Here is a 25682-nt window from a genome sequence, read left to right on the forward strand (position 1 = left end):
AAGGGGCGCAATTTGCGCCCCTTTTTTATTCAGGAGCTTTTTGTTCCTGTGCTTGTTCCCTTTCGCGCAGGTTGCGCATAATCTTGGTATATCCGCGATGCCGGTTCTGATCGTCATGCAGCGGAAATACCAGCCCGCTGCCCCAAAAACGGGTGCCATCTTTACGCATATGATAGCGTTCGTCGATAGCGCGGCCTTCTTTCAGGGCAGTTTTTAACTCCTGCTCCGGCACACCGGCTGCAACATCTTCAGGCGTAAAAAACACATCGGCACATTTGCCTAAAATCTCATGCTCTTTATAACCCAACACCTTTTCGGCGCCGGTATTCCAGCTGTTGATGTCGCCATTGGTATCGGTAGTAATTACCGCGTAATCTTCCAGGCTTTCCAATACCTGCCTGAAAAAATCTTCGCTCATCCTGAAATAGCGGTCGTCAAATAATTCGTCCTGGGTGATGGTATCATCAATAGTATGATATTCAATAAAAATATTGCTGCTATCTACACCGCAGGCCAATTGCATCGGTTCGCGTGTAATTTTATAAAAGGTTTCGTAACCATCTGGCAGGTTGCTTAACGCCGGTTTTTGTTTTACCGGCATCATGGTAATGGTAACGGCTTCGTCGGTAGCTGGCTGTTAATATTTACTAAAAGATAACTGTATCCTTTTTCTATCAGGTTGCCAAGCAGCTCAGGGGTTAATGGAACGCGCATTTTTGTTAAGGTTAAAACTGTTCGCTTTCCCTCGCAAAAATGAAACCATTTGTGATTTATAGGCGACAGAAGTGTTTTATATGTAAATAAAGTATTTAAAACACTTCGTTAAGCCCTAAAAAAAAGCCATTGGAACCATAGCTGCCGCGGGCGTAATCAAAACACATGTTTGATCGGGTGTATTTATTAAACAGCAACCTTAATCCAAAACCTGCGCCGGGCTCCCAATACCTGAATAATTTGATATCCCGCTGGTTATTGGCCGATTCGATATTTACAAAAGTAACACCGCTTAAAAGCTTATTTTTAGTTAGCGGGAACCGGTATTCGGCTTCGTTATAAACAAAGGAGGGCCCCTTAAACCGCCCTATTATGAAAGCCCGGCCAATGCGGCCATAAGCATCGCTTGCGGTGCCGGGTAATTCAAGGTAAGGTAGCGATCCGCTCAGGAGGTAGTTGGCCCAGTGCCAAAAGGCCAGCACGTTTTCGGGGTCGGTATCGCTCAGGCTCCAGTATTTCCTGAATTCGGCTTTTAGCTGCACTGCGTTATGGTTGCTGCCCAGCCAGCCCTGGTTTGTACGCAAAATCACATCGGCGTAAATACCTTTAAATGCCCGGTTGGGCTGGTCGCGGCTGTTGTACTGAAAATTTAGCAGGATGCCGTTTGCATTGTATCTAAAAGGATAATAGCCCTTGCGGATACTATACCTGTAGTTGTGTGTTTCTTCAACCGGGATGTTTTTGCGGTTGTCGTCAATGTTGTTATAAAAATTAAAGCTAAGGCCGGCACCCACATAAATATGGTCGGTTATTTTCCGGTAAATACGTTCGTTTATTTTTAAGTAAGTATACCTGATAGGAAACTCGTCGGGGTTATCGTCAAAGTGCTGATCGCCCATATGAAAGGGTCCGTCGCCAACACTACGCCGCCCGGTGCCCAGGCCATTATCTTTGGCTATGGTTTTGCCTACCTGTAGGATGCCCTGCAGGTTCCAGATATTTTTTGAAGTAAAAGCGTTGTGTTTAAATTCAAGTGTGGATAGGCCGTTTGTGGATATGTAAGCCCCGGCGTTCATAACCGATAATATGGTATTGCGCCTGTCTCCAAAGTATTTGCCCGCGGCCGATGTTGCGCCTACGGCAAAGCCCACACTTGGATTGTAGGCTGCGGAAGGTAATACCGCCCAAAAAAAGTTTTTTTCCTGGCGGCTGGTATCTGCGGTTGCCGGTTTTTTACTGCTGAAAAAGGAATTTAAAAGACCATTGGCGTCACTCTGGGTTTTTAGCGAATCCTCTAAACTCATCCTGGTTTGCGCACGAATGGCAGTTGCGGTTGAGATAAGAAAAAGTAGCGCAAGAGCAAACCTGCAAATTAGTGAAATCAATTTAGGGCATTAATTAGTGATTGCTAATATAAACTTATCATTTTGAAAGTGCGCATGTTAAGCGGGATTTTGTTTGATTTTTAGAGAGGTATTTGTGCCGTTAAAAATTAAACAACACTTCCGCGGTAAGGTGAAAAGTCGAGATAAATAATAAAAATAGCTGCGGCGAAATCCAAGTTATAACGTACAACGTATACCTCTAAAAATCAACTCAACAAAAAAACGTATAACTTAACACGTTAAACGTACAACCTAAAATATGTGGTACGATAAACTAATTGAACAAAACAAAGTTCCGGACCTGCTTTTAAGGCAGGGGATTCGTAAATTATTAAAGCAACGCCTTGCCGATGAAAATAAAGGGGATGTAGAGGCTCAGCAGGAACATTTAATGTCGTTGATTGCCCAGCTAAAGTCATCGCCTATAGCTGTTAATACCGCTGATGCCAATGAACAGCATTACGAAGTACCAACCCAATTTTACCAGTACTGCCTGGGCAAAAATTTAAAATACTCAAGCGGTTACTGGAAGCGTGGGGTTACCGATATTGATACATCTGAAGATGATATGCTGGAACTTACCTGCCAGCGTGCCGAACTAGCCGACGGCATGAATGTTTTGGAACTGGGTTGTGGCTGGGGTTCATTATCCTTGTACATGGCAGCTAAATTTCCGCAAAGCAATTTCACGGTGGTGTCCAATTCCCGTACCCAAAAAGCCCATATTGATGAGCAGGCCGATAGGCGGGGAATAAGCAACCTTACTGTGCTTACCGCCGATATGAACACTTTTACGATAGCCGATAAATTCGACAGAGTGGTATCGGTGGAGATGTTTGAGCATATGCGTAATTACCAGTTGCTGATGGCCAAAGTAGCGTCGTTTTTAAAGCTGGATGGCAAGCTGTTCATTCATATATTTACCCACAAGGAATACGCTTACCTGTTTGAGGTAATTGACCAAACCGACTGGATGAGCAAATACTTTTTTACCGGCGGCATTATGCCCAGCGACGACCTGATGTTTTATTTTAACGACGACCTGTTGGTTGAAAAGCACTGGCACGTAAGCGGCAGCCATTACGGCAAAACATCCGAGGCCTGGCTAAGCAATATGGATAAACACAAAGCCGAAATTATGCCATTGTTTGAGCAAACCTACGGGAAAGACCAGGCCGTGAAATGGTGGGTGTACTGGCGTATATTTTACATGGCCTGCGCCGAGCTTTGGAGCTATAATAACGGTAACGAATGGATTGTAAGTCACTATTTATTTCATAAAAAAGCAGCATGATCCGTTTTATAATCTGCATTATATTATTGCTGATATCCTTACTCTCAATTTTTAAAGCCTTTGAATACACCATGTGGATGGTATCCATCATCGCCACAGAGTTTTGCTGGGTGTTTATGCTGTTTAGTTTAGCCGCGCTTTTGTCGGGATTTTTTTCGGCAAAATACCAGCTGGCCGGAACTATTACGGGTGTTTTGGCCCTTATTTTATTTACCACACCAATAATTAGGGCCTATAATGTAGCCGCAAATCTTAAGCAGAATTTTACCGCAGCGTTTGGCCCGGGCAGCACTATTATTGATGGTGCCAATACACAGCCACCGTATAGTTTTTTTAATATGTTCAGGGGAAACAAGGAGGTTGCATTTAAAACCTATATCTACAATAAGTACTCGGATTTAAACCTTACGATGGATTATTTCCCATCGCAAAAAGTGGGTAACCGGCCCTGCGTAGTAGTTGTACATGGCGGTTCATGGAATAAGGGCGATAATAAACAACTGCCCGAATTAAACAGCTACCTGGCAAGCAGGGGTTATAATGTGGCTGCCATAACTTATCACCTGGCGCCCAAATACCAAACGCCTGCGCCGGTGGAGGATGTGCATTCCGCTTTTGCTTACCTGCGTAAACATGCGGACGAGCTAAATATCGATACCAACAATTTTATTTTGCTGGGCCGGTCGGCCGGGGCGCAGATAGCTTTGCTGGCTGCTTACACCTTGCATGAGCCTGGTTTAAAAGCAGTAATTGATTATTATGGCCCGGCAGATATGGTTTGGGGATATTCCATACCATCAAGCCGGTTGATCATGGATTCGCGTAAAGTGATGCGCGATTACATCGGGGGCACCTATCAGCAGGTACCGCAAAAGTTTGCGGCTTGCTCGCCACTGGAGTTTGTGGGTAAGCAAGCCTTGCCTACATTGATCATCCACGGCGAAAACGATGTATTGGTATCGCCCGAGCACAGCCGCAGGTTAAACCTGAAGCTAAAACAAAACGGCATCAAGCATTTTTACTTAAAACTGCCCTGGGCCACCCACGGCTTTGATTTTAATTTAAACGGGCCTGGCGGGCAGCTGGCTACCTATACTGTTGAACGCTTTTTAAATACGGTAACAAAATAACATGTTAAAAACGGCTATTATAGGCACCGGTATTGCCGGTATGGGCTGCGGCCATTTCCTGCACCCCAACAGCGACCTTACTTTTTACGAGCAAAATAACTATGTTGGCGGCCATACCAATACTGTAACGGTAGACGAAGAGGGTAAGCCCGTATATGTAGATACCGGCTTTATGGTTTTTAACTATCATACTTACCCCAACTTGTGCCGACTGTTTGCCGAGATTGGCGCGCCGGTTAAAAAAACCGATATGTCGTTTAGTGTGCAACATGTGCCTACCGGGCTGGAGTATTCGGGTTCGAGTGTAAACCACTTGTTTGCACAGCGCAAGAACATTTTCAATATTAAATACATTAAGATGCTGATGCAGATTGGCAGGTTTAATAAAGAGAGCGTTAAAATTGTTGACGACCCGAAGTATGCCAGTTATTCGATAGGCCGGTATGTAAAAGAGTTTGGTTTTGGAGAAGAAATGCTGTGGAAATACCTGGTGCCCATGAGCTCGGCCGTATGGTCAACCCCGATGGAGCAAATGCTGGATTTTCCGGCGGTAACGCTTATCCGATTTTTTCAGAACCATGGCTTTTTAGGGCTGGATACCCAGCACCAGTGGTATACGTTGGAGAAAGGCAGTCAATCATACCGGGAAATCCTGATCAAGCCGTTTAAAGACCGTATTCATATAAACCGCAAAGCCACCAAGGTTGTGCGTACCCCTGATGGAAAAGTAACGGTATATGCAGCCGATGGCTCGCAGGAAACATTCGACAGGGTGATTATAGCCACACACGGCGACCAGGCCCTTGCCTTGCTGGATACGCCTACGCCGCGCGAGCACAGCCTGCTATCCTGCTTTAAATACCAGTACAACAAAGCCACCCTGCATACTGATGAAAGCATTATGCCCAAAACCAAACTGGCCTGGGCCAGCTGGAATTACCGCATCCAAAATGAAAAGGGCAAACTTAACCCCAGCACCATTTACTGGATGAACATGCTGCAGGGCGTATCAGATAAAAAGAACTATTTTGTATCTATCAACCCGCACGATAACATCGACCCTAAAAAGATCATCCGCGAGATTGATTATCACCACCCTTTGTTTGATGTGCCCGCCATAAACGCGCAGGAGCAGTTGTATAAGCTAAACCTTGATGGGCCGGTTTATTTCTGTGGCAGTTATTTTAAATACGGCTTCCACGAGGATGCTTTTACCAGCGCCGTTAAACTTTGCTCGCAATTGCTGGGTAGGCCGGTGTATGATGAAAGTGTGGCGATCCAGCCGGCGGTGTAGGCATCTTAAGCACTTTCCCGGAAAATAGGTAGCCCCGAGGGGGCAAAAAGATCTTTGTTTTTTGTGCTACAAACGGGTAGCCTCTACGAGGCATACCAGCATTGCACTTTTGCCTCGTAGAGGCTACCCGTTTGTAGAAGATATTGTCTCTCCCTTTTTTGCCTCGTAGAGGCTGCCTGATCCTTTTGACGCTCGTAATTTCCGGAATTTAAAACACCTAATTTTTCGGTAAGCTACCGGCCTTGCTAAACCAGTTGGCCATTTATTCCGTATATTCATACATGGCAATCACCGCTATCAATTCCTGCTTATACAAGGCAAAAGTGATGCACCACCGGCTTGCGCCAAAGGTGCATAGCTTTCACTACGAGGTGTTTATGTTTTACCTCGACCTGGACGAGATTGATAGCCTGAGCAAAAGCCTGAAGCTGATGAGCCGTAACCGGTTCAACCTGTTCAATTTCAGGGATAAAGACCATTTGCAACTGCCGCGCGAAAATCCGGATGCCTCCAAAAACATCCGCGAGCATATCACCGCTTATCTGCAACAAAACGGCGTGGATATTGGTGCCGGCCGTATCATGGTGCTTACCAACCTGTGCACCATGGGCTACCAGTTTAACCCGGTATCGTTTTATTTTTGCTATCACGAAAACGGGCAAATTGCCTGTTCAATAGTGGAGGTTTGCAATACCTTTCTGGAGATGAAGCCGTACTTTTTAAGCGCTGCTACTATGCAAGGCGATCAGTTTAAACTGAACACCAAAAAATACTTTTATGTATCGCCGTTCATCGATATGGATACCAATTTTGATTTCGACCTGCACATCCCCGGCGAAAAACTGGAAGTGAGAATTGATGATTATGATAAACAAGGCAACCGTTTTTTTATCAGTACGTTAAAAGGAGTAAGAAAACCCCTTACCGATGCCAACCTGCTGCTTTATTTTATCAGCTTCCCGCTCATCACCCTAAAAGTAATTACGCTTATACATTGGCAGGCTTTGAAGCTTTGGCTAAAAAAAATCCCCTTTCATAAAAAAGAAGATCAAAAAGAACTGCAAAAAGAAGTGTTCAGACCTTTTGGAAGAGAACCAAGAGGCAAGAATCAAGAGTTAAGACAATAAAAAGTGCTCGAATATAAAAGCTATCAGTTTAGTGGCTTTTTCCTGATCGAAATTAAATATAAAAATTGATCATTGTTTTTGTCTTTCTTGATTCTTGAATCTAATTTCTTGACTCTTTCATTTGCCTTATTGCAATTTTTTGTAATTGTATAAAACCTTGCACCAATTAAATTACGTAACTATTACAAATAACCATACCAGCATAATAGTTTTCTGAACCATGGCCAGCACGCTTACAATCACAAAAAACAATAGCTTTTACCAGGATATCGTTTTGAATATCCTATCAAAAATGGATAAGGGAACCCTTTACCTTACTTTGCCCGATGGCGGGCAAATGGTTCTGGGCAATAGCACGGGTAATGTTACTGCAAGCGTTACCATAAACCACAGCGAATTTTATAAACGCCTTATTTTATTCGGCGATATTGGCTTTGGCGAGGCTTATGTTGATGGGCTTTGGGATACCGATAACATTACTAATGTAATTAAATGGTTCCTGCTGAATATTGAAAATACACCGGGCCTTTCGGGCAGCAAAGTTCAAACGTTGTCGCTTAACATCATGAAGTGGTTTAATAAAATATATCATTTTAAAAGGGCCAATACGGTTGAAGGCTCGCGAAGGAACATCTCGGAGCACTACGATCTGAATAACGATTTCTTTGCCAGTTTTCTTGATCCTACCATGACTTACTCGGCTGCTTACTTTTATAAAGATGGCTTAAGCCTGGAAGAAGCACAGATAGCCAAATATGACAGGCTGTGCCGCCAGCTACATTTAAAACCAACCGATCATGTGCTTGAAATTGGCAGCGGCTGGGGCGGCAATGCCATTTACATGGCCCAAAAATATGGCTGTAAAGTAACTTCATTAACGATATCTGAAGAGCAGCACAAATTGGCCGTTGAGCGTGTTGAGGCAGCCGGTTTAAGCGATAGGGTAAGCATACTGGTAAAAGATTACCGCCAGATGCATGGTACTTTTGATAAGATAGTATCTGTTGAAATGCTGGAAGCCGTAGGCTTTAACTATATGGATGTTTACTTCCAAAAATGCCATGAGCTGTTAAAGAGAGATGGCATCCTGGCTATCCAGGTAATAACTTCGCCCGATTCACGCTACAAAGCCCTGCGTAAGGGGGTTGATTGGATTCAGAAGCATATTTTTCCCGGTTCGCTGCTGCCATCGGTAGGCGCCATCAACCAATCTATTAACCGCACCGGCGATATGACGATGGTTGATTTGAAAGATATCGGGCTGGATTATGCCCAAACATTAAAATTATGGCACGATGCCTTTAACGCCCACCTGCCTAAAGTAAGATCATTGGGCTTCGACGATAAATTTATCCGCAAATGGAATTATTACCTGTGCTATTGCGAAGCCGCCTTTGAAATGCGCAACATCAACGTGATGCATTTGGTTTATACACGGCCTAATAATATTGGGAGGTAGTGTTTGGGTGAATGTTGATTGAGTTGATTGGGTGAGTGGTTTTTCAAATCTCCTCAAGAGCGCATGCGCCGCAACAGTGACGCGGCGCGAGGGCGTTATTCCGGCGATAAGAAATCAATGCCTACGCTTCATTACATTTTCAAATCCTCAAATTTTCAAATTCCCTCATCCACTCACCTTCTGCTCCCTGAACCGGCTAAAAAATACAATAGCCAGCAGGCAAAGCACCGCACCGCAAATACCGTTAAGGCGCAGGCCGTAATCATGGCCCGGATCTTTACCATATACGGTTAAAAAAGCAAACAGGGCTATACCCAGTGTTTGGCCTAATTTTACAAACAGGTATTTAACAGCAAAAAACATCCCTTCGCGGTTTTCGCCCGTACGCAGGGCCTCGCTTTGGGCAATCTCGGCAAGTATTGCATTCGGGAGGATGCCTAATGATGCCAGCGGAAAAGACGCGCTTAAAACCAGGATATAAATTTGTACCTGCGGCGCAAACGGGAATTTACCCAGGAAAAATATCGCTACAAAAATGAGGCTCAACAGGCCAAAAGAAAAAAGCACGATTATTTTTTTACCGATTTTTTTAGACAGGAAATTAACAATGGGATAAAACACCAGCGAAAACAACACCATCGATCCCATTAAAACCCCGCCCATTGATTCGGGCAGGTTAAGCAGTACGGTTAAAAAATATAACAAGCCGCTTGATATGATACTGAGCGACATGTAGTACGAAAAATCGGATATGAGGTAGTACTTGAAATTTCGGTTTTCAAATGTTTTTCTGATGGCCGGAATCAGCCGTAAATGGGTTGGCTTGCTGCTGGAGTATTTTTTTTCATCGATACTTAAAACGGGCACCAGCATGATTAACCCGGCAAAGCCGCACAAGCCCCAGATGGTATACTGTACAGCCGAATTGCGGTCGAAAATGTGGAAGCTATGCTGCACCAGGTCGGCAAAATTATTTACCATGGCCGATATGATAATGCCGATAACAAAACCCACCTGTTGAAACGAGGAGAGCTTTACTTTTTCGGCTGCGGTATCGGCCATCTCTGGCAATAGCGCGTTATAAGGGATAATGTAGCTGGTGGCAGCCATAAAAAAGCAAACAAGGGTAAACGTGATCCAGGCCGCATTTTTCATGCTTTCCAATCGGGTTACCGGGTGAAAAGTAAGCGCGCAAAAAACAACCGCCGGCAAAATAGCCCATTTCATGAAAGGGATACGCCGCCCTCGCGGGTTTTCGCTTTTGTCGCTCAATGAACCTATAAAGGGATCAAAAACAGCATCAACAAACCTGCCTGAGGCTACGATGATTGACATGATATTGAGCACGCCAAACACCAGCAGCTGCGGCACCAGCGGAATTAAGCCCGAGTTGGATGGCGGCAGGTAAAAGTAGGGCAGCATCACGATAATGATATTAGTCATCACGCTCCAGCCTATCATCCCGCAGGCATAAGCAAGTTGTTTTGAAAGTGGAAGTTTAGCTGCCGGCATGTATTGCAATATGCAAATATTAACTCAATGCCGCAAAGGTGAGAGGCGAAAGGTAAAAGGCGAAAGGTAGCTTCGGCGGCGGCGGGGCAGGTAAAAGGTAAAAGGCGAGAGGTAAAAGGTAGCTGCGGCTGACGGGGATAAGCTACCGGAGAAAGGTTATTTGAGGGGTAAAGGCGAATCATTCACCCTTTCTCCTTTTACCTTTCCCCTTTCCCCTTTTACCTTTCTCCTTTTACCTTTCCCCTTTTTAAAGTCCCGAGTAATAATCATAGCCTTGCTCGGCCCAGTAATCGGGCGGGCGGTTATCGCTAAAAGTCATGGTGCCTATGCGTTTCAGGTTTTTGATGCCGTATTTAACCGGGATAATGAGCCTTAAGGGCGCGCCGTGTTTTGGCGGCAGCGGCTGTTCATTTACCTCGTAAGCCAGCAAGGTTTGCGGGTGCATGGCGCTTGGCATATCAATACCTACATAATACACTTTATCGGGCGTTGCCAGGCCTACGTATTGTAATTTTACCTGGTCGTCTAATTTAAAATGGCTTATAAAATCGCTGAATTTTACGCCGCCCCAATGCGATATCTGGTCCCAGCCTTCCACGCATTTAAAATCATAAACAATATCTGTTTTTGGAAGGGCTTTAATGTCATCAATAGAGATGCTCAGCACCTCGCCCGAGTGTTTTTTTACCTGCAACCGCCAGGCAGCCGCCTCTATTTTTCCTTCGTTGCCAATGTCTTCATTATGGCGTACATTTTTTGCAGCCATTTCTTTAGGGTAAGTTTTAACCAGGTTATTATTGCTGAATACCCTGCGGAAGGCAAGCTCGGTTTTGTTTAAAGCCCGGCGCAAAGGGGCCCGTGCCCCGGCGGTTACGGTTGCCGTTTCCTCGGGCGAATTATAAAGCCATTTCCAGCCACCATAGGCAGCCCCGGCAGCTATAAAAAAGGTGCCAAATGATATAAAATTGCGGCGGCTGATCTTTTGCTCAACCGTAAGGGTTTTTTTAGGGCCTTTATTTTTTTTATTGAACGGGGTTTTCATCGGTAGTGGGGGTTGGGGTTTCGGTAATAGGTTCAGGATCTTTTACGGTGATAACTTCAAATCCGGATATCACCGAACGGAAATTATTCCAGCCGGCAAGTATCACCTGTACAATATGGATCAGGAAGAAAAACACATAGCCAATGGTTAAAGCAAAGTGAAGGATGCGCGCAAAATGATATCCGCCACAAAACCAGGTTAAATAATAAAACTGCACCGGTTTGTAAATAGCCAGCCCGGTTATCAGCGAGCCAAAACCCATTACAATAATTGCGGTGTAGGCAATGCGCTGGGCCGCGTTGTATTTATTTTGAGGCGGAGCCATTTTGCGGATGTGCAAATCATGCAGCAACACCAGCCAGGCTTCTTTAAACGATTTTTTTTGCGGTACCAGTTCGCGCCATTCGCCCGATATGATGGTGTACAATACGTAAACCAGGCCGTTAATTGCAAAAGCCCACATAAACAGGAAATGGAAAGCCATCCCCTCAGATAGCCGGTGGGTTATGTTAAAGGCATGGTAAAACCCCTGGGGAAAAAAACTAAAAAAGGTATGCCCAAACAGCGTGATGCTGTACTCATCATTGGCCCAGTAAATAAGCATCCCGCTCCAGATCATAATTGTAAGGATGGGGAAATTCACCCAATGCGTCCACCGCATGGCCAGCGGGTGTTTTTCTTTTATTATTTTCATTTAGTGTTGGTTTGGTGTTTGACTTGGAAAATTAAAGCGTTGAATGTTCAAAAGAGCGCCGGCTTGTGCGATTCCTTCCTTGGGGAAGGAGGAGGTAGGGGTTAAATCAGGCATTCAAGCACCATTCAGCTTGTCGCTCGTATAACCCCTCCCTGCCTTTGCGCTCTTTGTCAGCCGCACCCCTCCCATTGGGAGGGAATTAAAAAAACTTTCTGAAATTCCTTGTTTGTAATCCACAACCCGTTTGTGAACAACAAAGCTTTCTCTTTTATTATTTACTTACACCGGTATCAAAGCCCGATTTTGCCGCGGCCAATATGGCGCCAGTGCCGTTGTTTTGTACAAAGCCAATAACCTCATAACCCGCGGCGTTAAAACCATTGGGCAAAGCAATATTTGCTGCGCCGGTGCCAGCTGTGTTTAATGCCACGCTTTGTAGGTTACGTACTATTTGCACATGCGATAGTGTGCGGCCGCCGTTTTCGCCGCGCTGCACTTTGGTTTGCCCGTTTTTTTGCACCAGGGTCAATAGTAATGTGGTGTTCTTGCCTGCACCTTCGGCCTTGTACTGCACGGCAATATGGCCTGCGGTATTCTGCGCGTTAAGAGTTAGCCCACCCGCCGGGGCGGCGCGTAAGCCGGCGGTAATAGCATTACGCAAAGTACCCTCTTCTGATCCTACAAATTCCTTATGCCCGTTAACTACTACCTGTGGCGTATAAACCGATTGCAGGTTTAGCCAGTTAGCATATTGGTTTTGGCGTTTCGAATAATCAGCACTGCTAAAAGGGTCTTTCCAGCCCAGGCGGTTCCAGTAATCAACATGGAAAGCCAGAATGTAAACCGGTTTGTCAACGTCTTCTTTCTGTACCCGAGCCACCAGCTCATCGGCCGGCGGGCAGCTGGAGCAACCCTCGGATGTAAAAAGCTCAATTACCGCAAATCCGTTGCCTGTAATTTTGGGATAACTTTTTTTTGCCCCGCTACTATGGATAGTAAATGCTGTTGTTGCCAAAACTGCTATTGAAAGGCCGGCAGCAACGGCCAATATTTTAAATCGTTTCATAATTTTTATCAGTTTGATATACGTTTTTATGGCTTAGTCGGCTTGTTTGGGATATCCTTACAAAAAATAATTTTTTATTCGGCAGGCCCGGTAACAGGCAAATAAATGCGTAATTAAAATATAATCAACAGGATATAAGTAAATTTAAGCAATTATAAACCGGTTTTGGGCAAGTAAAAAAAGCAATATTTTATTGTAAGGATTGGACGGCATAAACGACTAACAGAATAAAGGTTTTATGAAAATACTATTTAATGGCTGCTGATAACCAACTTTTAAACCCCAGGCTTTGGGTTGAAACTCATGCCGATTATTTGTATGGCTATACGCTGTCGCGATTGAACGATGAAGAAATGGCTAAAGACCTGGTGCAGGAAACTTTTTTGGCGGCTTTACAAAGGGCCGATAAGTTTGAAGGCAAAAGCTCCGAACGTACCTGGCTAACAGCTATCCTTAAAAATAAGATCATTGATGTTTACCGGAAAAAATCATCGGGCTTAAAAAACACCGATGTTAAACAGGCCGAAGAGGAGCAGCAGGATTTTTTTGACGAAGACAACGGGCATTGGAACAAGGCCTACCAGCCAAAGCCTTTTGGCATTGAAGACCATGACCCGCTGGCAGGCAAGGAGTTTAACAGCATATTACAAAAGTGCATGCAAAAACTACCCGCTCTTTGGATGGCTGTTTTTACCATGAAACATATTGATGATGCCACTACAGATATTATTTGCAGCGAGCTTAAAGTTACACAGGCCAACTTTTGGGTAATTATTCACAGGGCCAAGCTTAACCTGAGGGCTTGCCTGCAAAAAAACTGGGTTTAAAAAAGAGCAACATGAGTCCACTAAAACATATTATATACAATTGCAGGCAGGCTACATTTTTGATTGAAAAAAAGCAATACAAAAAATTAAGCTTCCGCGAATTTATCGAACTGCGCATCCACCTGGCGGGATGCTCGGTTTGTACATTGTATAACAAGCAAAGCCGTGTTATTAACCAAATGGTGCAGCAACTTTTTCATGACTCGATGAAAACCGAAGGCGCGCATCTTGACGATGGTTTTAAAAAAGAGCTGCAACACCGCATTGATGAGGAATTAAATAAAAATTAAAATATTTTGTAAGGTATCATTAAGCCGCCCGACTAAGGTTGAAATGTTAGTATAAAGCAACATGAAAACTAAAAATCAAAGTATGAAAACAATTATTTCAGGCGCATTGGCAGCAACAGTAGTTGCACTATGTTTAACCCTTAACGTGCAGGCTAAATCATTAACGCCGGCAAATTTAAAAGTATCGGTTACCGCAGTAAGCGATACCGGAAAAATGGCCAAGGGCAAAATGAAAATGGCTAAAATGGAAAAGAAAAAAATGGCCAAAATGGAAAAAGGGAAGATGGATAAAATGAAAAAAGACACAGCAGGTAAAATGTAACCTGGTTTTTGGTTTGTTGATCGTTTAGAGGGAGGTGATGCTCCCTCTTCTTTTTTAATCCTATTTTATAATGCTTAATTAATTCAATGATGAAAAAATACATTTTAATTTTAGTGCTTGCTTTTACAGGCTTACAGCTTTGCGCGCAAACAGGGCTTAGCAAAGGGGACAGTGCCCGTTTTTAGTACTACCGATAATGCAGGTAAGTCCGTTGATTTGAAGACATTATTAAGGGCGCATAAATCTGTGGTGTTGTTTTTTTACCGTGGCGAATGGTGCCCTTATTGCAATAAGCACATCGCCCAATTGCAGGACTCTTTACAACTGCTGAGTGCAAAGGGAGCCTATGTAATTGCGGTAACCCCCGAAACTAAGGAAGGCATCGATAAAACCATCCAAAAAACACACGCCTCATTTTCGATAGTGCAGGATAAGGGGTATACCATTATGAAAGATTATAAGGTAGACTATGTACTTGATGATGCTACTGTAGCTAAATACAAGGGCTTTGGCCTTGACCTGAATGCAAGCAATGGCAATACCGACCATGTACTGCCGGTGCCGGCCACTTATGTAATTAATCAATCAGGGAAAATTACTTTTGTACATTTTAATAAGGATTATACCAGGCGGGCATCAATAAGCGATATTATGCGGGCTTTGTAATGGCAACGCATTGGATTGTCCGGTCATGTCGTCGGGAAGCTAAAAGCATCAAACGAAACCTTGTTTTATTGGCTGCCCCAGGTAAATGATCCAGGTACCGAAGGAACTTTATTGGCCAACAGGCGCAAATACTTGGATGCACCTGAATTACGCGCTCAGTTTAGTGTTAACCATGATAAAATATAAAATATTGATTATCAAATATTTGCGAAAGTTTGATATAAAATGTGTTAAGTTATGTTAACCATGTTTTGGCGTGTGTTCAGGTATAATCGGGGAGTCTTGTTTAAATTTTCAATAAGGCTCCCTATATTTACCAAACCATGAAAAAACTACTACTAATTGCATTACTATATAGCACGGCTGCCTTTGCCCAGGAAAAGCTTAACCCAACACAAAAGTTTAGCATTACCGGGCTGGTTGTAAAAGAATCGGTTATTACCCTTGATTCCATTATGCAGTACAAAGTTCAGGATATTGGCGAAATGAATGTGACCAACCACTTAGGGGAGTTTAAACACAAGGACGACCAGTTGAAAGGGGTTTTACTGAAAGATATTTTAAGCCACACGGCATTTAAAACCAGCAGCCCCAAGCTGCTAAGTACTTTTTATTTTATTTGCCAGGGTAACGATGGCTACAAAGTGGTTTACTCCTGGAACGAGCTATACAATACCGAGGTAGGTAACCATGTTTTTATACTGACAGAAAAAAATGGTATAAAAGCCGATAAAATGCCCGAAAGCCTGCAAATGAGCTCGGCTGCTGATTTTAAAACCGGCCGGAGGTATTTGCACAACCTGGATAAGATCATTGTAAAACAAGCCGAATAACGCCCATGTTTGGCCGGATAAATCACACCAACTATCACCAGATTTGTGATGAACTTGCTTTAGCCGATCTTGATCTGGCTGATATCATTAGCGCATACGGCTATCCGCCGCTTTGGTCGCGGCCCAACACGTTCGAAACCCTGGTGCACATTATCCTGGAGCAACAGGTTTCGCTGGCCTCGGCGCTATCCGCATTGAACAAAATACGTGAGCGGGTACAGGAAATTACCCCAGCGAGGGTCCTGTTACTTACCGACGAGGAATTTAAAAGCTGTTACTTTAGCCGGCAAAAAACCAGCTATACCAAATACCTGGCCGAAGCTATCATCAGCGGCCAGATGGATTTAGCAGCCCTTGAACAATTGCCAGACGATGTTATCCGCGCTAAACTCACCGCCTTGAAAGGCATCGGCAACTGGACAGCCGATGTATACCTGATGTTTGTACTGCAGCACGCCAATATATTCCCCATTGGCGACCTGGCCGCTGTGAATGCCTTAAAGCGGGTGAAAAAATTACCAAAAGATACCAGCAGGGAAGAAGTGCTTGCCGTAGCAGAGCAGTGGGCGCCCTATAAAACCGTGGCGAGTATGTTGTTGTGGCATTATTATTTGTCGGCAGCCCCCCGGCTCCCTAAAGGGGGAGTTTTTTGAAAGCTATAAAGGGCTTTATGCAAATGAGTTCCCCCTTTAGGGGGTTAGGGGGTTAAAACTCCAGCTCCAGTAACACTGGGCAATGATCTGAGTGTTTGGCTTCGGGTAAAATAGCAGCCCGTTTGATGTTGGCTTCCAGTTCTGTACTGGCCATGGCGTAATCAATGCGCCAGCCTAAGTTTTTGCCGCGTGCACCGGCCCTGAAACTCCACCATGTATAGTTATGGGGCTCTTTATTCACATGGCGAAAGGTATCTATAAAACCTCCTTCTATAAATTTCTCCATCCATTCGCGCTCTTCGGGTAAAAAGCCGGATGAGTTGGCGTTTGATTTTGGGTTGTGGATATCAATGGGGCGATGGCAAATGTTATAATCGCCGCAAACTACCAGGTTAGGGATTTGTGATTTTAAGAGCGTCAAATACCGGCCAAATTCATCCAGGAAACGGTATTTAAAAACCTGCCGTTCATCGCCGCTTGAGCCGGAAGGAAAGTAAGCGCTCATGACCGATACCTCGTCAAAATCAACCCGGATACAACGGCCCTCGCGGTCAAAATCGGGGATGCCGCAGCCATATTCAACATGCTTGGGCAGTTGTTTGGTAAATATTGCAGTACCACTGTACCCTTTTTTTTCGGCCGGGAACCAGTAGTGTTGATAGCCCATCTGGTCAACCAGCCCCAGATCAGTTAGTACATCGGGCGTAGCCTTAATTTCCTGCAGGCAAACTACATCGGCATCGGTAGCCTGTAGCCAGGCCAGCCAGTTTTTGCTTATTGCCGACCGGATACCGTTAACGTTATAAGTGATTATTTTCATGCCCCCTAACCCCCTGAAGGGGGAATTTTTGATTTAAATGATTGGAAAATACTTTTTGCAATATTAGTTATATCCGCAATGTTTTGATACCATTTATCAAATATTGTAAGATACTATTTAATCACTCCCCCTTCAGGGGGCCGGGGGGCTCAGCAGTTTATCCAGTTGTTTACACTCTTTTTTACTTAGTACATCTACTTTCATTGGGATATCGGTAAGCGGGCGGTCCCTTTCATCTTTTTTTACCGCGGCAATATGGTCAACCATATCAAAACCGCTTACAACCTCGCCGTAAACGGTATAACTATGATCAAGCTGGGCTGTACCGCCAACTGTTTTATAATATTCGCGCTGCCAGGCAGGTATTTTATAACCTTTTAGCCGTCCGTTTTCCAGCGAATCCATTTTGGCATCGCTAAGGCGTTTGCCTTCCACAATATAAAACTGGCAACCGCTTGATGCTTTCTTGGGGTTGTCATCGCGGGCGGCGGCCAGTACCCCGCGTTTGTGAAACAGGCTGTCCCTGAATTCGGCCGGGATAGTGTAGCCAACATCGCCATTGCCCAATTCGGCACCGGGTTTGGCTTTGGCCGGGTCTTTCGAATCGGGGTCGCCGCCCTGGATCATAAAATTCTGTATCACCCGGTGAAACAATATGCCATTGTAAAAACCTTTTTTGGCCAGTTTGATAAAATTATCGCGGTGCAAAGGGGTCTCGTTATACAGTCGGATAATCACGCTCCCGTAGGTGGTGCTGATGCGCACGTACTGGTTTTTGGGAGGCTTTGCAAAGGCAATGGCAGTGATGAATAAGAGTAAAGTTAGGGTAAGGATTTTTTTCATATATCGTCTGAAATCAGAATTTTTTGCATGTTGTTTTTTGGTGGCGCTCAAGAGTGCTACGCAGTTTTCCGAATTTAAGAATTAGCAGAATATCTGAAAAGCCAGAATTTTTCACTTGGTGTTTGTTTTCAAATGTGTTCAAAAGGGCTGCGCCGTTCGTCGAATTTAGGAATTTTCAGAATAATAATCTCGCTCTCCAAATCAACCATTCACCACCCTATATCACCCCAAGCTCTTCAAAATAAGTGATGATTAATGATTTTATGAGCATTTCCTGCTCCAGCATGGTATAATTAGGAATAACTTTAACAAGTTTCCAGTGTGGCCAGCCATCCTGGTCAAGGCCTTCCAGCTCGTAAAAACCCATCATGCTCATGAGTTTGCAGTTGGCAATATGCATCAGTTCTTCTTTTTGGCGTTTGCTGAATTTGCGCGGCCCCTGGCCAAGTTCCTGAACGCCAATTAAAAACAATAGTACTTTTATATCGGGTTTCTCGTTATCAAAATCTTCGGCAATACGGTTTTGCAACGCACTCCACTTAATATTAATTTCTGCCGGTTTCATATTGGCAAAGGTACGTTCATTTTTCGTTCATTGGTTCACTGGTTCATTTGTTCATTGGTCTCTTCTGGCTGAATTGCGTTGATGCGCCGGTTTATTTGTCTTTTCTGATAATCGTATGACTTAATTTTAGGCAATTAGTCAACCATAGACCAATGAACCAGTGAACTAACGATATTGTTACAATGTTGCATTAAATTGCCCGTTTAAATGCTTACTTTTGCTTTATCCTGCAAAAAGGGTGTTGACGTGAAGAAAAACAAGGTAAATATTATTTACTCGTGGTTGTTACTGGTTTGCTTTATTGCAGGGCAGTACATGGTTTATACACACCAGCACCATGTATTAAAGGGTTTTTCAAAATCGGTATCTATATCCAATACCCATCCACAACAAACGGTTAAAGAAAAATGCGATATGTGTGATGCTATGCACCACAATTGCGCGGTAATTGACAATGCTTTATATGCAACGCACCAAACAGCGGTGATGCATGTTTTTAAGGCCTGCAACTATGATTTTGTAAGTTTTTCGCTGGTACTGGCTGCCGGTCGTGCTCCGCCGGGGCTTTCGTAACAATTCCACCCTGTTATCATTTTTTATTAAGAACGCCGTTTTATAAGCGGTATTTATTGATTTACACCCCATTCTTGTTATGAAATTAAAGCTGATTAGCTTCTATATATTATTATTTGTAGGTTTTGGCGCGCAGGCGCATATTGCTTCACTTGTTCTTAAGAGCCCGCCCCCCGAAGATGTCATAGGAACATTATCCGGCACTATTACCGATAAGGCCGATGGCAAACCCATTATTGGCGCCACTATTACCATCCCCGATTTACGTAAAGGGGCCGTTACCGATGCCGACGGTAAGTATACGTTTAACAATATCCCAAAAGGTATTTACCTTGTGCAGGTAAGCTATATTGGTTACCTCACCATTAACCAACGCGTTGATTTTTCGAAAACCAAGGTGTATGATGTAAAAATGCAAACATCATCTGTTGAGGCCGGCGAGGTTGTTATCACCGGCGTGAGCAAGGCTACCGAAATAAAGCGCAGCCCAGTGCCTATGCTGGCTGTTGGCAAGGCTTATTTAGAGCAGCGTGCGGCATCGGGCAATATTATTGACCAGATAGCCACACTGCCAGGTGTAAGTGCCGTTACAACGGGGCCAAACGTATCCAAACCCTTTATTCATGGCCTGGGCTATAACCGGGTAATTACGCTGATGGACGGCATACGCCAGGAAGGCCAGCAATGGGGAGATGAACACGGAATTGAGGTTGACCAAAACTCGGTTGACCGGGTGGAGGTAATAAAAGGCCCGGCCAGTTTAACTTATGGCTCGGATGCCATTGGCGGGGTGGTGAATTTGATTTCGCCGCCACCCGTTCCAGAAGGCACTATTGCAGGTTCGGTACAGGGAATTTATGGTACCAATCAGGGTTTGTTGAACGGGTCGTTCCGCTTGCAGGGCAATCAAAACGGCTTGGTGTGGGGAACTGTTGTATCGGCCAAAGAGGGCAAAAATTACCAAAATCAGCATGATGGCCGGGTTTATGGTACCAACTATAAAGAAAAGGACGCCCGTGTAATGGTGGGTTTAAATAAATCATGGGGTACATCGTACCTGAACGCCTCGGTATTTGACGACGAGCAATCCATCCCCGACGGCAGCCGCGATTCATTAACCCGCCAGTTTACCCGCCAGATAACCGAGGATGATGCCTTCCGGCCTATTGTTCCCCAATCTGTGCTAAACAGTTATGCAATTCCTACCCTGCACCAGCATGTGCAGCTTTATCGCATTTACAACAACAGCAACTTTAGGCTGGGCGATGGTAACCTGATTGTAAACCTGGGCTACCAATACAGCCACAGGCGCGAGTATACCCACCCCGAGGCCGGTGATATTGCCGGGCTTAACCTGCATTTAACTACTTATACCTATGATGTTAAATACAACTTTAACCTGGGTAACGATTATGAAACTACGTTGGGCATCAACGGGCAATATCAAAACAATACCATCGGCGATGCCACCGATTTTCCTATCCCTGCATATCACCAGTTTGATATAGGGCCTTTCTTTGTAGTAAAGAAAAGCTACGGCAAGCTTGATCTGTCGGCAGGAGCAAGGTTTGATAACCGGGCATTCAGCAGCAGCGCCGCTTATGTGGATACTTTGGGGGCAAATGGTTTTCCGCAGTTATATACCGGTGCAAATCCAACATCCACGCCAAATGTAACTACACAGTTTGACGCTTTTAGCAAAACGTTCCGGGGTTTTTCGGGCAGTTTTGGCGCTACTTACAATGTGTCTGATGCGTTTTTGGTAAAGGCTAATATTTCACGTGGTTTCCGGGCACCAAGTATTGCGGAAATATCGGCCAACGGACCAGATCCGGGCTCACAGATTTACCATATCGGCGATAAAAACTTTAAACCGGAGTTTAGCTTACAGGAAGATATAGGCACCTTTTTAACACTGCCCAATGTAACGGCCAGTATTGAATTGTTTAATAACGATATCTCCAATTACATTTACCAGCAACAGCTATTAAACCCGGATGGCAGCCCGGTTTATACCCAGGGTTATACTACTTTTACCTATGTACAAAGCAAGGCCCGTATTTATGGCGGCGAGGTAAATGTAGATTTGCACCCTATTTCGTGGCTTCACTTTGAAAATGCCATGAGCCTGACTTATGGCGAAAACAAAGGCAATGGAGGCTCCGTTGCTGATAGTTTGAAATACCTGCCATTTATCCCGCCGCTGCATACCCACACTGAACTGCGCGGCACCTTCAACGGCGGTTTTGGCGATTTCAAGAATCTATATGTATTTGTTGGTTTCGACCACTATAGTGCCCAAAACCGTTTCTTTTCGGCTTATGGAACAGAAACCTATACGCCTGGTTACAACTTGCTAAGCGCCGGTTTTGGTGGCAATATTGTGAACAAAGCGGGCCAACCAGTAATTAAATTATTTATTGAGGGCACCAACCTGGCCAATGTTAATTATCAATCAAACATGAGCAGGCTAAAGTATTTTGATAATCCAACCGTACCGGCAGGCGTCCGCCCGGGTATTTTTAATATGGGACGTAACATCAGCTTTAAAGTGGTTGTTCCGTTTGGGTTTAATACTGGGAAGAAATCGTAAGGTAGTTTTAAACCCGTAAGGCATTTATAAAACAAAGGCGAACTATGCGGGTAAACCCGAGGTAGTTCGCCTTTATTGATTAAGCCTGCTGCAGGCCTCGTGGCAGCAGCAAGCTTAATCCTGCGTAACCGGCTGATGGTGTTCATGACAAGCTTCGGCACAAACCAGGCAGGCTGGGCACATCGTTTACAATGATCGTGTTTATGTTTACCACATTCGGCTGCGCAACGGCGGCAAATCTCTTCGCATAGCACCAGGTACTGATGAGCTATTAACAAGTCCCGCTGTAATAGGCGCGCACCCCGGGCGCAAATATCGGCACAGTCACGGTCGAGCCGGATTCAATCTGCCATCATTTGCACATCGTCTTCACTTAAACGCGCTGTTGCACAGTTTTCGCATGCTGCCACGCAATTCAACAACCGTTGAATAATTGCGCTGTGATCATGATTTTCCATATCGGTATTTGTTATGGTCCTTAATAACAATCCCTATAGTTGGTAAATGTTTTGAAGCATTTAAAATGCCCCGGAAAAGCCACGCAAAGCTTAGCCGATGAGCCCTAAAACAAAACAGGCTCCCTCGTTACCGAAGCAGCCTGTTTTTATAGGGTTTGAATTTTTATTATTGTTGATCTGGCTCGTCAGATGGAGTGCCAACAATTTTGTAAATGGTATCGCCATTGTTGTTTTTGCTTTCCTGGTAGTAAAAACCATCGGGAGAAACAAACAACTTTTCGCCATTAATCTTGATCTTGCGGCAGTCATCTGGCAACTGTGTTACAATATCGCCAATTTGCGGGCCTTGCTGTACATCGCCGTTGCCACCATTATCGGTATTTAACTCACCGTCTTTACCGGCAATCACATAAACCTGGGTGCCGTCATCTTTTGTGTAAGGCTGATAGTACACGCCGTTTGATTCATAATATTGCTCGCCGTTAATCATGATAGATTTTGCATCTGACGGCAGGTTTTTAACCTCGGCGCCAACAGGAGGCTCAACTACAGTATACTGATCATTATATTGACGGTAGTATAAACCATCGCTATAATAGTACTGGTAATCGCCATACCAGAACGGATAGTATCCGTAAGGCAGGAAGCCTATGCTAAAGCCGATACGTGGATAATAATATGAATTATAGTAGTTGTGGTATGGGTAATAAACATGGCTGCCAAAATAACCACCGCGGCCGCCGTAACGATATCCACCTGTGTAAACTCTTTGGCCATAACCGGCACCGCCGCCATAGTAATTACCACGGCCGCCATTGTAGGCGCGCCTGTCAAGGCTGTTATAGCTGCGTGTGCCGCTGTATACACGTTGACCTGCGCCGTTAACGCTGCTGCGTTGAGGAGCAATGGCCACGTTATTTGATCTGTTGCCGTAACCATAGTTGCCGCGTTGCGGTGCAATTGCCTGGCTGCCACGGTTAACACTGCCGTTTCCGCTAAAGCCACGTGAAGGCTGTGCTACAGAAACGCCCTGATTGCCACCACCGCCATTATACGATGGGCGCGCAACTCCTATGCTACCACCACCACCAGAAGGACGTGAAACGCTAACGCTGCTACCGCCACCACCGCCGGATGAACGGGAACCGCCGCCTCCGCCACCACCGCCGGATGATCTTTGGCCGCCGCCACCGCCGCCACCACGTTGGGCGTTGGCAGTAAATGCTAAAGACAAGCTTAACAAGCCAACTAAAGCGAATGAAAATAAATTTTTATATGTCCTTTTCATGATTGAAAGATTTTTAACTGTTCGGCAGATTTCTCTGCCTTGTATAAATATATAGACTAAAAAATGTTTAAACGGTTTAATTGATGTTTAATATTATTTTATATAACAATGCAAAAAACGCACCAATAAAAAAATTACCTACACAACAACCTCAAAATCGCCTTTTTATTGCTTTGTGCTTACTAATTTAAAGCCTCGGCAATCACTAAAAATGGCTCTTCAAATTGTAGGCTGAAAAACCCATCTGCAATAGTTTGATAGTAGTTTTCGCCATTGTCCTTCAAGCCATTATATCTAAGCGCTTTTGTTTTCGACAATAATTCAATTTGCTCGCCTGCTGGTTTCCACTTGCTGAATCCCGACGTTACCGGATAAATTTTTTGCCGGGCATTAAAAATAACCAGGTTGATTTTATCGGCATAAGGCAAAAAATCGTTCAGTTCCAGGTCGTCGGCTATCACATTAACCGCGGGATAATTATTAACCGTAAGGAACTTTAGCGCTGCCTGTGTTATATTGTTGTTTCCGGCAGCAATCAACTTTACATCAGACTGGGCCGTAGCCGCTCCGTCATCATCGGTAATAATCCAATCTATTTTAATGCCAAAACTGTTCAGCTTTTCGGCGGTGTCGGGTGTTGTTATCACCGTCGGACTCCATTCCAATAATTGGCCCAGCAGTTCCTCCTCAAAATTATCTATCCCCAATACAAGTAAAGCAGGCTCCTGTTTCTCGCGAACGATATGATGCGACGACATTTGATAAAGTTAAGGCGAATAAATGAATATTGGATGAAAAGAAACCGGCCCGAAATGTTAAATTATTTGATTTAACATTTCGGGCCGGTTAAAAAGGTTATTTGACCAGGTTATCGGGTTGGAAATCCAGCGATATCGAGTTCATGCAAAAGCGTTTGCCGGTAGGCGGTGGCCCGTCATCAAAAATATGGCCCAGGTGCGAATCGCAACGGGCGCAAATCACTTCGGTACGCTGCATACCTACGGAATTGTCTTCTTTATAAATTACGCTGTTTTTACGCACGGCCTGGTAAAAACTGGGCCAGCCACAATTACTGGCAAACTTGGCATCCGACCGGAAAAGCTCATTACCGCAAACGGCGCAATAGTAAGTACCCCTGGCGTTTTTGTCCCAGTATTGACCCGTAAAGGGCCTCTCTGTAGCCTGTTCACGCGCCGTGGCATATAACGCAGGCGACAGGATCTTTTTCCACTCCGCATCGCTTACTGCTAAATGTTTGGTATCGGTATTGGAGTAATAGGGGTTATTCTCGTGTCCTTTGTTTGATTTTAGATGCTGGGCGTTAGCGCCACATGCTGTGCCGGTTAAAATGGCTAATACTATTAATGCTAATCTCATTTTTTTAATTTTCCTTTAAATACACTCCTGAATTTTTCCAGCTCGGGCTGTATCACATATTTGCAATAAGGCTGTTCGCCATTTTGGTTAAAATAGTTTTGATGATAATCTTCGGCTTTGTAAAATACCGTATAGGGATTTACCTGGGTAACTATTTTATTGGGATAAACCTTTTCGGCATTCAGCTTATTGATATAATACTCGGCCTTTTGCTTTTGGGCCGCATTGTGATAAAATATAGCCGACCGGTATTGTGTACCTACATCATTACCCTGCCGGTTAAGCTGTGTTGGGTCATGTGCTACAAAAAACGCGGCTAACAATGCATCATAAGTTACTTTAGCCGGATCATAAATGATGTTACAGGTTTCGGCATGGCCGGTTGTGCCGGTGCAAACCAGTTTATAGCTGGGGTTGGCTACGTGGCCGCCAGCAAACCCGGATACAACTTTTACAACCCCCTCAATCTGCTGAAACTTGGCCTCGGTACACCAGAAACAACCGGTGGCAAAAGTGGCGGTATCAAGTTTTGGAGCGTTTGAATTATTGGGATTGATGACCGGTTTGGCAAACGCAGATGCCCCGGTAATGATGAATAGCAGTACTTGAAATGTTATTTTTTTCATGTTTTAATCGATCGGTGCAGCTTTTGTTTTTGCTGCTAATGTTACTAACGTAAAAAACAGATGTTTGGTAACCATGTAGTCGGGATTTCGGGGATATCCTTACAGATTTTTACTCAAAGGTGATAATTTGTTAGCAAAGCCAGATGCATATACAAATTTACAATAACGAAATAATGACACCTTAATTTATCAGATTTCAATTGATACGCCCTTATTTATTATGTAAGAGAA

General features: G+C 44.4%; 26 protein-coding genes and 1 pseudogene. 13 read left to right on the top strand and 14 right to left on the bottom strand.

What is annotated here, in order from left to right; genetic code table 11:
- Positions 1 to 25: 25 nt before the first annotated feature.
- Both AC1DU2_RS17065 and AC1DU2_RS17070 read right to left on the bottom strand, forming a co-directional pair.
- Positions 26 to 604: a PAS domain-containing protein gene (locus tag AC1DU2_RS17065; RefSeq protein WP_477385429.1), complete on the bottom strand. Its 579-nt coding sequence runs from the start codon at positions 602 to 604 to the stop codon at positions 26 to 28.
- Positions 605 to 809: 205 nt separating this feature from the next.
- A complete protein-coding gene (locus AC1DU2_RS17070) occupies positions 810 to 2018 on the bottom strand; it encodes a BamA/TamA family outer membrane protein (protein WP_477385430.1) in 1209 nt (402 codons plus the stop codon).
- 340 nt (positions 2019 to 2358) lie between these two features.
- Between AC1DU2_RS17070 and AC1DU2_RS17075 the strand changes: the two genes are divergently transcribed.
- From AC1DU2_RS17075 to AC1DU2_RS17095, 5 genes are all read left to right on the top strand, one after another.
- On the top strand, positions 2359 to 3393 hold the full coding sequence (locus AC1DU2_RS17075) for an SAM-dependent methyltransferase (protein WP_477385431.1): 1035 nt from the start codon (positions 2359 to 2361) through the stop codon (positions 3391 to 3393).
- Entirely contained in the window at positions 3390 to 4523 is a 1134-nt protein-coding gene (locus AC1DU2_RS17080) for an alpha/beta hydrolase fold domain-containing protein (protein ID WP_477385432.1), read from the top strand. The genes AC1DU2_RS17075 and AC1DU2_RS17080 overlap by 4 nt, the downstream gene beginning before the upstream one ends.
- Before the next feature lies 1 nt (position 4524).
- Positions 4525 to 5817 carry an NAD(P)/FAD-dependent oxidoreductase gene (locus AC1DU2_RS17085; RefSeq protein ID WP_477385434.1) on the top strand — a complete coding sequence of 431 codons (1293 nt, stop codon included), beginning with the start codon at positions 4525 to 4527 and terminating at the stop codon, positions 5815 to 5817.
- Between the two features lie 281 nt (positions 5818 to 6098).
- Complete coding sequence (locus AC1DU2_RS17090) at positions 6099 to 6944, top strand: DUF1365 domain-containing protein (protein WP_477385436.1); 846 nt, start codon at positions 6099 to 6101, stop codon at positions 6942 to 6944.
- A 220-nt stretch (positions 6945 to 7164) separates the two neighbouring features.
- Positions 7165 to 8403 carry a class I SAM-dependent methyltransferase gene (locus AC1DU2_RS17095; protein ID WP_477385438.1) on the top strand — a complete coding sequence of 413 codons (1239 nt, stop codon included), beginning with the start codon at positions 7165 to 7167 and terminating at the stop codon, positions 8401 to 8403.
- A 165-nt stretch (positions 8404 to 8568) separates the two neighbouring features.
- On the opposite strand, the gene AC1DU2_RS17100 is transcribed toward AC1DU2_RS17095, so the two are convergent.
- From AC1DU2_RS17100 to AC1DU2_RS17115, 4 genes are all read right to left on the bottom strand, one after another.
- Positions 8569 to 9915, bottom strand: coding sequence for an MFS transporter (locus AC1DU2_RS17100; RefSeq protein ID WP_477355077.1), 1347 nt, complete (start codon positions 9913 to 9915; stop codon positions 8569 to 8571).
- Positions 9916 to 10162: 247 nt separating this feature from the next.
- Positions 10163 to 10957 (bottom strand): molybdopterin-dependent oxidoreductase, encoded by a 795-nt coding sequence (locus AC1DU2_RS17105; RefSeq protein WP_477385439.1) that lies wholly within the window; start codon positions 10955 to 10957, stop codon positions 10163 to 10165.
- Positions 10938 to 11651: a cytochrome b/b6 domain-containing protein gene (locus tag AC1DU2_RS17110; RefSeq protein ID WP_477385441.1), complete on the bottom strand. Its 714-nt coding sequence runs from the start codon at positions 11649 to 11651 to the stop codon at positions 10938 to 10940. Before AC1DU2_RS17110 ends, AC1DU2_RS17105 begins: the two co-directional genes overlap by 20 nt.
- Before the next feature lie 271 nt (positions 11652 to 11922).
- Positions 11923 to 12717 (bottom strand): DUF1223 domain-containing protein, encoded by a 795-nt coding sequence (locus AC1DU2_RS17115; RefSeq protein WP_477385443.1) that lies wholly within the window; start codon positions 12715 to 12717, stop codon positions 11923 to 11925.
- 254 nt (positions 12718 to 12971) lie between these two features.
- On the opposite strand from AC1DU2_RS17115, the gene AC1DU2_RS17120 reads away from it, so the two are divergent.
- From AC1DU2_RS17120 to AC1DU2_RS17145, 6 genes are all read left to right on the top strand, one after another.
- Positions 12972 to 13544 carry a sigma-70 family RNA polymerase sigma factor gene (locus AC1DU2_RS17120; RefSeq protein WP_477385445.1) on the top strand — a complete coding sequence of 191 codons (573 nt, stop codon included), beginning with the start codon at positions 12972 to 12974 and terminating at the stop codon, positions 13542 to 13544.
- Between the two features lie 11 nt (positions 13545 to 13555).
- On the top strand, positions 13556 to 13834 hold the full coding sequence (locus AC1DU2_RS17125) for a hypothetical protein (RefSeq protein ID WP_477355060.1): 279 nt from the start codon (positions 13556 to 13558) through the stop codon (positions 13832 to 13834).
- A gap of 82 nt (positions 13835 to 13916) precedes the next feature.
- The gene (locus tag AC1DU2_RS17130; RefSeq protein ID WP_147054586.1) at positions 13917 to 14156 is read left to right on the top strand and encodes a hypothetical protein; all 240 of its coding nucleotides are present in this window, start codon (positions 13917 to 13919) and stop codon (positions 14154 to 14156) included.
- A gap of 117 nt (positions 14157 to 14273) precedes the next feature.
- Positions 14274 to 14822, top strand: coding sequence for a peroxiredoxin-like family protein (locus tag AC1DU2_RS17135; RefSeq protein WP_477385447.1), 549 nt, complete (start codon positions 14274 to 14276; stop codon positions 14820 to 14822).
- 323 nt (positions 14823 to 15145) lie between these two features.
- Positions 15146 to 15655: a molybdopterin-binding protein gene (locus AC1DU2_RS17140; protein ID WP_477385449.1), complete on the top strand. Its 510-nt coding sequence runs from the start codon at positions 15146 to 15148 to the stop codon at positions 15653 to 15655.
- 5 nt (positions 15656 to 15660) lie between these two features.
- On the top strand, positions 15661 to 16308 hold the full coding sequence (locus tag AC1DU2_RS17145) for a DNA-3-methyladenine glycosylase family protein (protein ID WP_477385451.1): 648 nt from the start codon (positions 15661 to 15663) through the stop codon (positions 16306 to 16308).
- Positions 16309 to 16360: 52 nt separating this feature from the next.
- On the opposite strand, the gene AC1DU2_RS17150 is transcribed toward AC1DU2_RS17145, so the two are convergent.
- From AC1DU2_RS17150 to AC1DU2_RS17160, 3 genes are all read right to left on the bottom strand, one after another.
- Entirely contained in the window at positions 16361 to 17128 is a 768-nt protein-coding gene (locus AC1DU2_RS17150) for an exodeoxyribonuclease III (protein ID WP_477385453.1), read from the bottom strand.
- A gap of 132 nt (positions 17129 to 17260) precedes the next feature.
- Positions 17261 to 17971, bottom strand: a complete 711-nt coding sequence (locus tag AC1DU2_RS17155) for a peptidylprolyl isomerase (protein ID WP_477355048.1) — start codon at positions 17969 to 17971, stop codon at positions 17261 to 17263.
- A 217-nt stretch (positions 17972 to 18188) separates the two neighbouring features.
- Entirely contained in the window at positions 18189 to 18536 is a 348-nt protein-coding gene (locus AC1DU2_RS17160; protein WP_477355045.1) for a hypothetical protein, read from the bottom strand.
- Positions 18537 to 18743: 207 nt separating this feature from the next.
- Between AC1DU2_RS17160 and AC1DU2_RS17165 the strand changes: the two genes are divergently transcribed.
- Positions 18744 to 19109 (top strand): hypothetical protein, encoded by a 366-nt coding sequence (locus AC1DU2_RS17165; RefSeq protein WP_477385455.1) that lies wholly within the window; start codon positions 18744 to 18746, stop codon positions 19107 to 19109.
- Between the two features lie 79 nt (positions 19110 to 19188).
- On the top strand, positions 19189 to 21702 hold the full coding sequence (locus AC1DU2_RS17170; protein WP_477385457.1) for a TonB-dependent receptor: 2514 nt from the start codon (positions 19189 to 19191) through the stop codon (positions 21700 to 21702).
- Between the two features lie 233 nt (positions 21703 to 21935).
- Here AC1DU2_RS17170 and AC1DU2_RS17175 read toward each other — a convergent pair.
- The 5 genes and pseudogenes from AC1DU2_RS17175 to msrA form a co-directional block, all read right to left on the bottom strand.
- Positions 21936 to 22160, bottom strand: a pseudogene (locus AC1DU2_RS17175) (four-helix bundle copper-binding protein); the annotation flags it as partial.
- A 166-nt stretch (positions 22161 to 22326) separates the two neighbouring features.
- The gene (locus tag AC1DU2_RS17180) at positions 22327 to 23448 is read right to left on the bottom strand and encodes a DUF6515 family protein (RefSeq protein WP_477355033.1); all 1122 of its coding nucleotides are present in this window, start codon (positions 23446 to 23448) and stop codon (positions 22327 to 22329) included.
- Positions 23449 to 23630: 182 nt separating this feature from the next.
- Positions 23631 to 24206, bottom strand: a complete 576-nt coding sequence (locus AC1DU2_RS17185) for a thiamine diphosphokinase (RefSeq protein ID WP_477355030.1) — start codon at positions 24204 to 24206, stop codon at positions 23631 to 23633.
- Between the two features lie 97 nt (positions 24207 to 24303).
- Positions 24304 to 24825 (bottom strand): peptide-methionine (R)-S-oxide reductase MsrB, encoded by a 522-nt coding sequence (gene msrB, locus AC1DU2_RS17190; protein ID WP_477385459.1) that lies wholly within the window; start codon positions 24823 to 24825, stop codon positions 24304 to 24306.
- Complete coding sequence (gene msrA / locus AC1DU2_RS17195) at positions 24822 to 25451, bottom strand: peptide-methionine (S)-S-oxide reductase MsrA (RefSeq protein ID WP_477355023.1); 630 nt, start codon at positions 25449 to 25451, stop codon at positions 24822 to 24824. Before msrA ends, msrB begins: the two co-directional genes overlap by 4 nt.
- Between the last annotated feature and the right edge of the window lie 231 nt (positions 25452 to 25682).

The sequence above is a fragment of the Mucilaginibacter sp. P4_C11 genome (assembly GCF_056402115.1).

Excerpts from the sequence above, each read along its gene's own strand:
- AC1DU2_RS17140 (WP_477385449.1), top strand. The coding sequence starts at position 15,146 with ATGAAAAAACTACTACTAATTGCATTACTATATAGCACGGCTGCCTTT.
- AC1DU2_RS17180 (WP_477355033.1), bottom strand. The coding sequence starts at position 23,448 with ATGAAAAGGACATATAAAAATTTATTTTCATTCGCTTTAGTTGGCTTG.
- AC1DU2_RS17155 (WP_477355048.1), bottom strand. The coding sequence starts at position 17,971 with ATGAAAAAAATCCTTACCCTAACTTTACTCTTATTCATCACTGCCATT.
- AC1DU2_RS17105 (WP_477385439.1), bottom strand. The coding sequence starts at position 10,957 with ATGAAAACCCCGTTCAATAAAAAAAATAAAGGCCCTAAAAAAACCCTT.
- AC1DU2_RS17185 (WP_477355030.1), bottom strand. The coding sequence starts at position 24,206 with ATGTCGTCGCATCATATCGTTCGCGAGAAACAGGAGCCTGCTTTACTT.
- AC1DU2_RS17085 (WP_477385434.1), top strand. The coding sequence starts at position 4,525 with ATGTTAAAAACGGCTATTATAGGCACCGGTATTGCCGGTATGGGCTGC.
- AC1DU2_RS17130 (WP_147054586.1), top strand. The coding sequence starts at position 13,917 with ATGAAAACAATTATTTCAGGCGCATTGGCAGCAACAGTAGTTGCACTA.
- AC1DU2_RS17165 (WP_477385455.1), top strand. The coding sequence starts at position 18,744 with ATGCTTACTTTTGCTTTATCCTGCAAAAAGGGTGTTGACGTGAAGAAA.
- AC1DU2_RS17115 (WP_477385443.1), bottom strand. The coding sequence starts at position 12,717 with ATGAAACGATTTAAAATATTGGCCGTTGCTGCCGGCCTTTCAATAGCA.
- AC1DU2_RS17120 (WP_477385445.1), top strand. The coding sequence starts at position 12,972 with ATGGCTGCTGATAACCAACTTTTAAACCCCAGGCTTTGGGTTGAAACT.
- AC1DU2_RS17080 (WP_477385432.1), top strand. The coding sequence starts at position 3,390 with ATGATCCGTTTTATAATCTGCATTATATTATTGCTGATATCCTTACTC.
- msrB (WP_477385459.1), bottom strand. The coding sequence starts at position 24,825 with ATGAGATTAGCATTAATAGTATTAGCCATTTTAACCGGCACAGCATGT.
- AC1DU2_RS17065 (WP_477385429.1), bottom strand. The coding sequence starts at position 604 with ATGATGCCGGTAAAACAAAAACCGGCGTTAAGCAACCTGCCAGATGGT.
- AC1DU2_RS17125 (WP_477355060.1), top strand. The coding sequence starts at position 13,556 with ATGAGTCCACTAAAACATATTATATACAATTGCAGGCAGGCTACATTT.
- AC1DU2_RS17095 (WP_477385438.1), top strand. The coding sequence starts at position 7,165 with ATGGCCAGCACGCTTACAATCACAAAAAACAATAGCTTTTACCAGGAT.
- msrA (WP_477355023.1), bottom strand. The coding sequence starts at position 25,451 with ATGAAAAAAATAACATTTCAAGTACTGCTATTCATCATTACCGGGGCA.
- AC1DU2_RS17160 (WP_477355045.1), bottom strand. The coding sequence starts at position 18,536 with ATGAAACCGGCAGAAATTAATATTAAGTGGAGTGCGTTGCAAAACCGT.
- AC1DU2_RS17170 (WP_477385457.1), top strand. The coding sequence starts at position 19,189 with ATGAAATTAAAGCTGATTAGCTTCTATATATTATTATTTGTAGGTTTT.
- AC1DU2_RS17110 (WP_477385441.1), bottom strand. The coding sequence starts at position 11,651 with ATGAAAATAATAAAAGAAAAACACCCGCTGGCCATGCGGTGGACGCAT.
- AC1DU2_RS17090 (WP_477385436.1), top strand. The coding sequence starts at position 6,099 with ATGGCAATCACCGCTATCAATTCCTGCTTATACAAGGCAAAAGTGATG.
- AC1DU2_RS17070 (WP_477385430.1), bottom strand. The coding sequence starts at position 2,018 with ATGAGTTTAGAGGATTCGCTAAAAACCCAGAGTGACGCCAATGGTCTT.
- AC1DU2_RS17145 (WP_477385451.1), top strand. The coding sequence starts at position 15,661 with ATGTTTGGCCGGATAAATCACACCAACTATCACCAGATTTGTGATGAA.
- AC1DU2_RS17150 (WP_477385453.1), bottom strand. The coding sequence starts at position 17,128 with ATGAAAATAATCACTTATAACGTTAACGGTATCCGGTCGGCAATAAGC.
- AC1DU2_RS17100 (WP_477355077.1), bottom strand. The coding sequence starts at position 9,915 with ATGCCGGCAGCTAAACTTCCACTTTCAAAACAACTTGCTTATGCCTGC.
- AC1DU2_RS17075 (WP_477385431.1), top strand. The coding sequence starts at position 2,359 with ATGTGGTACGATAAACTAATTGAACAAAACAAAGTTCCGGACCTGCTT.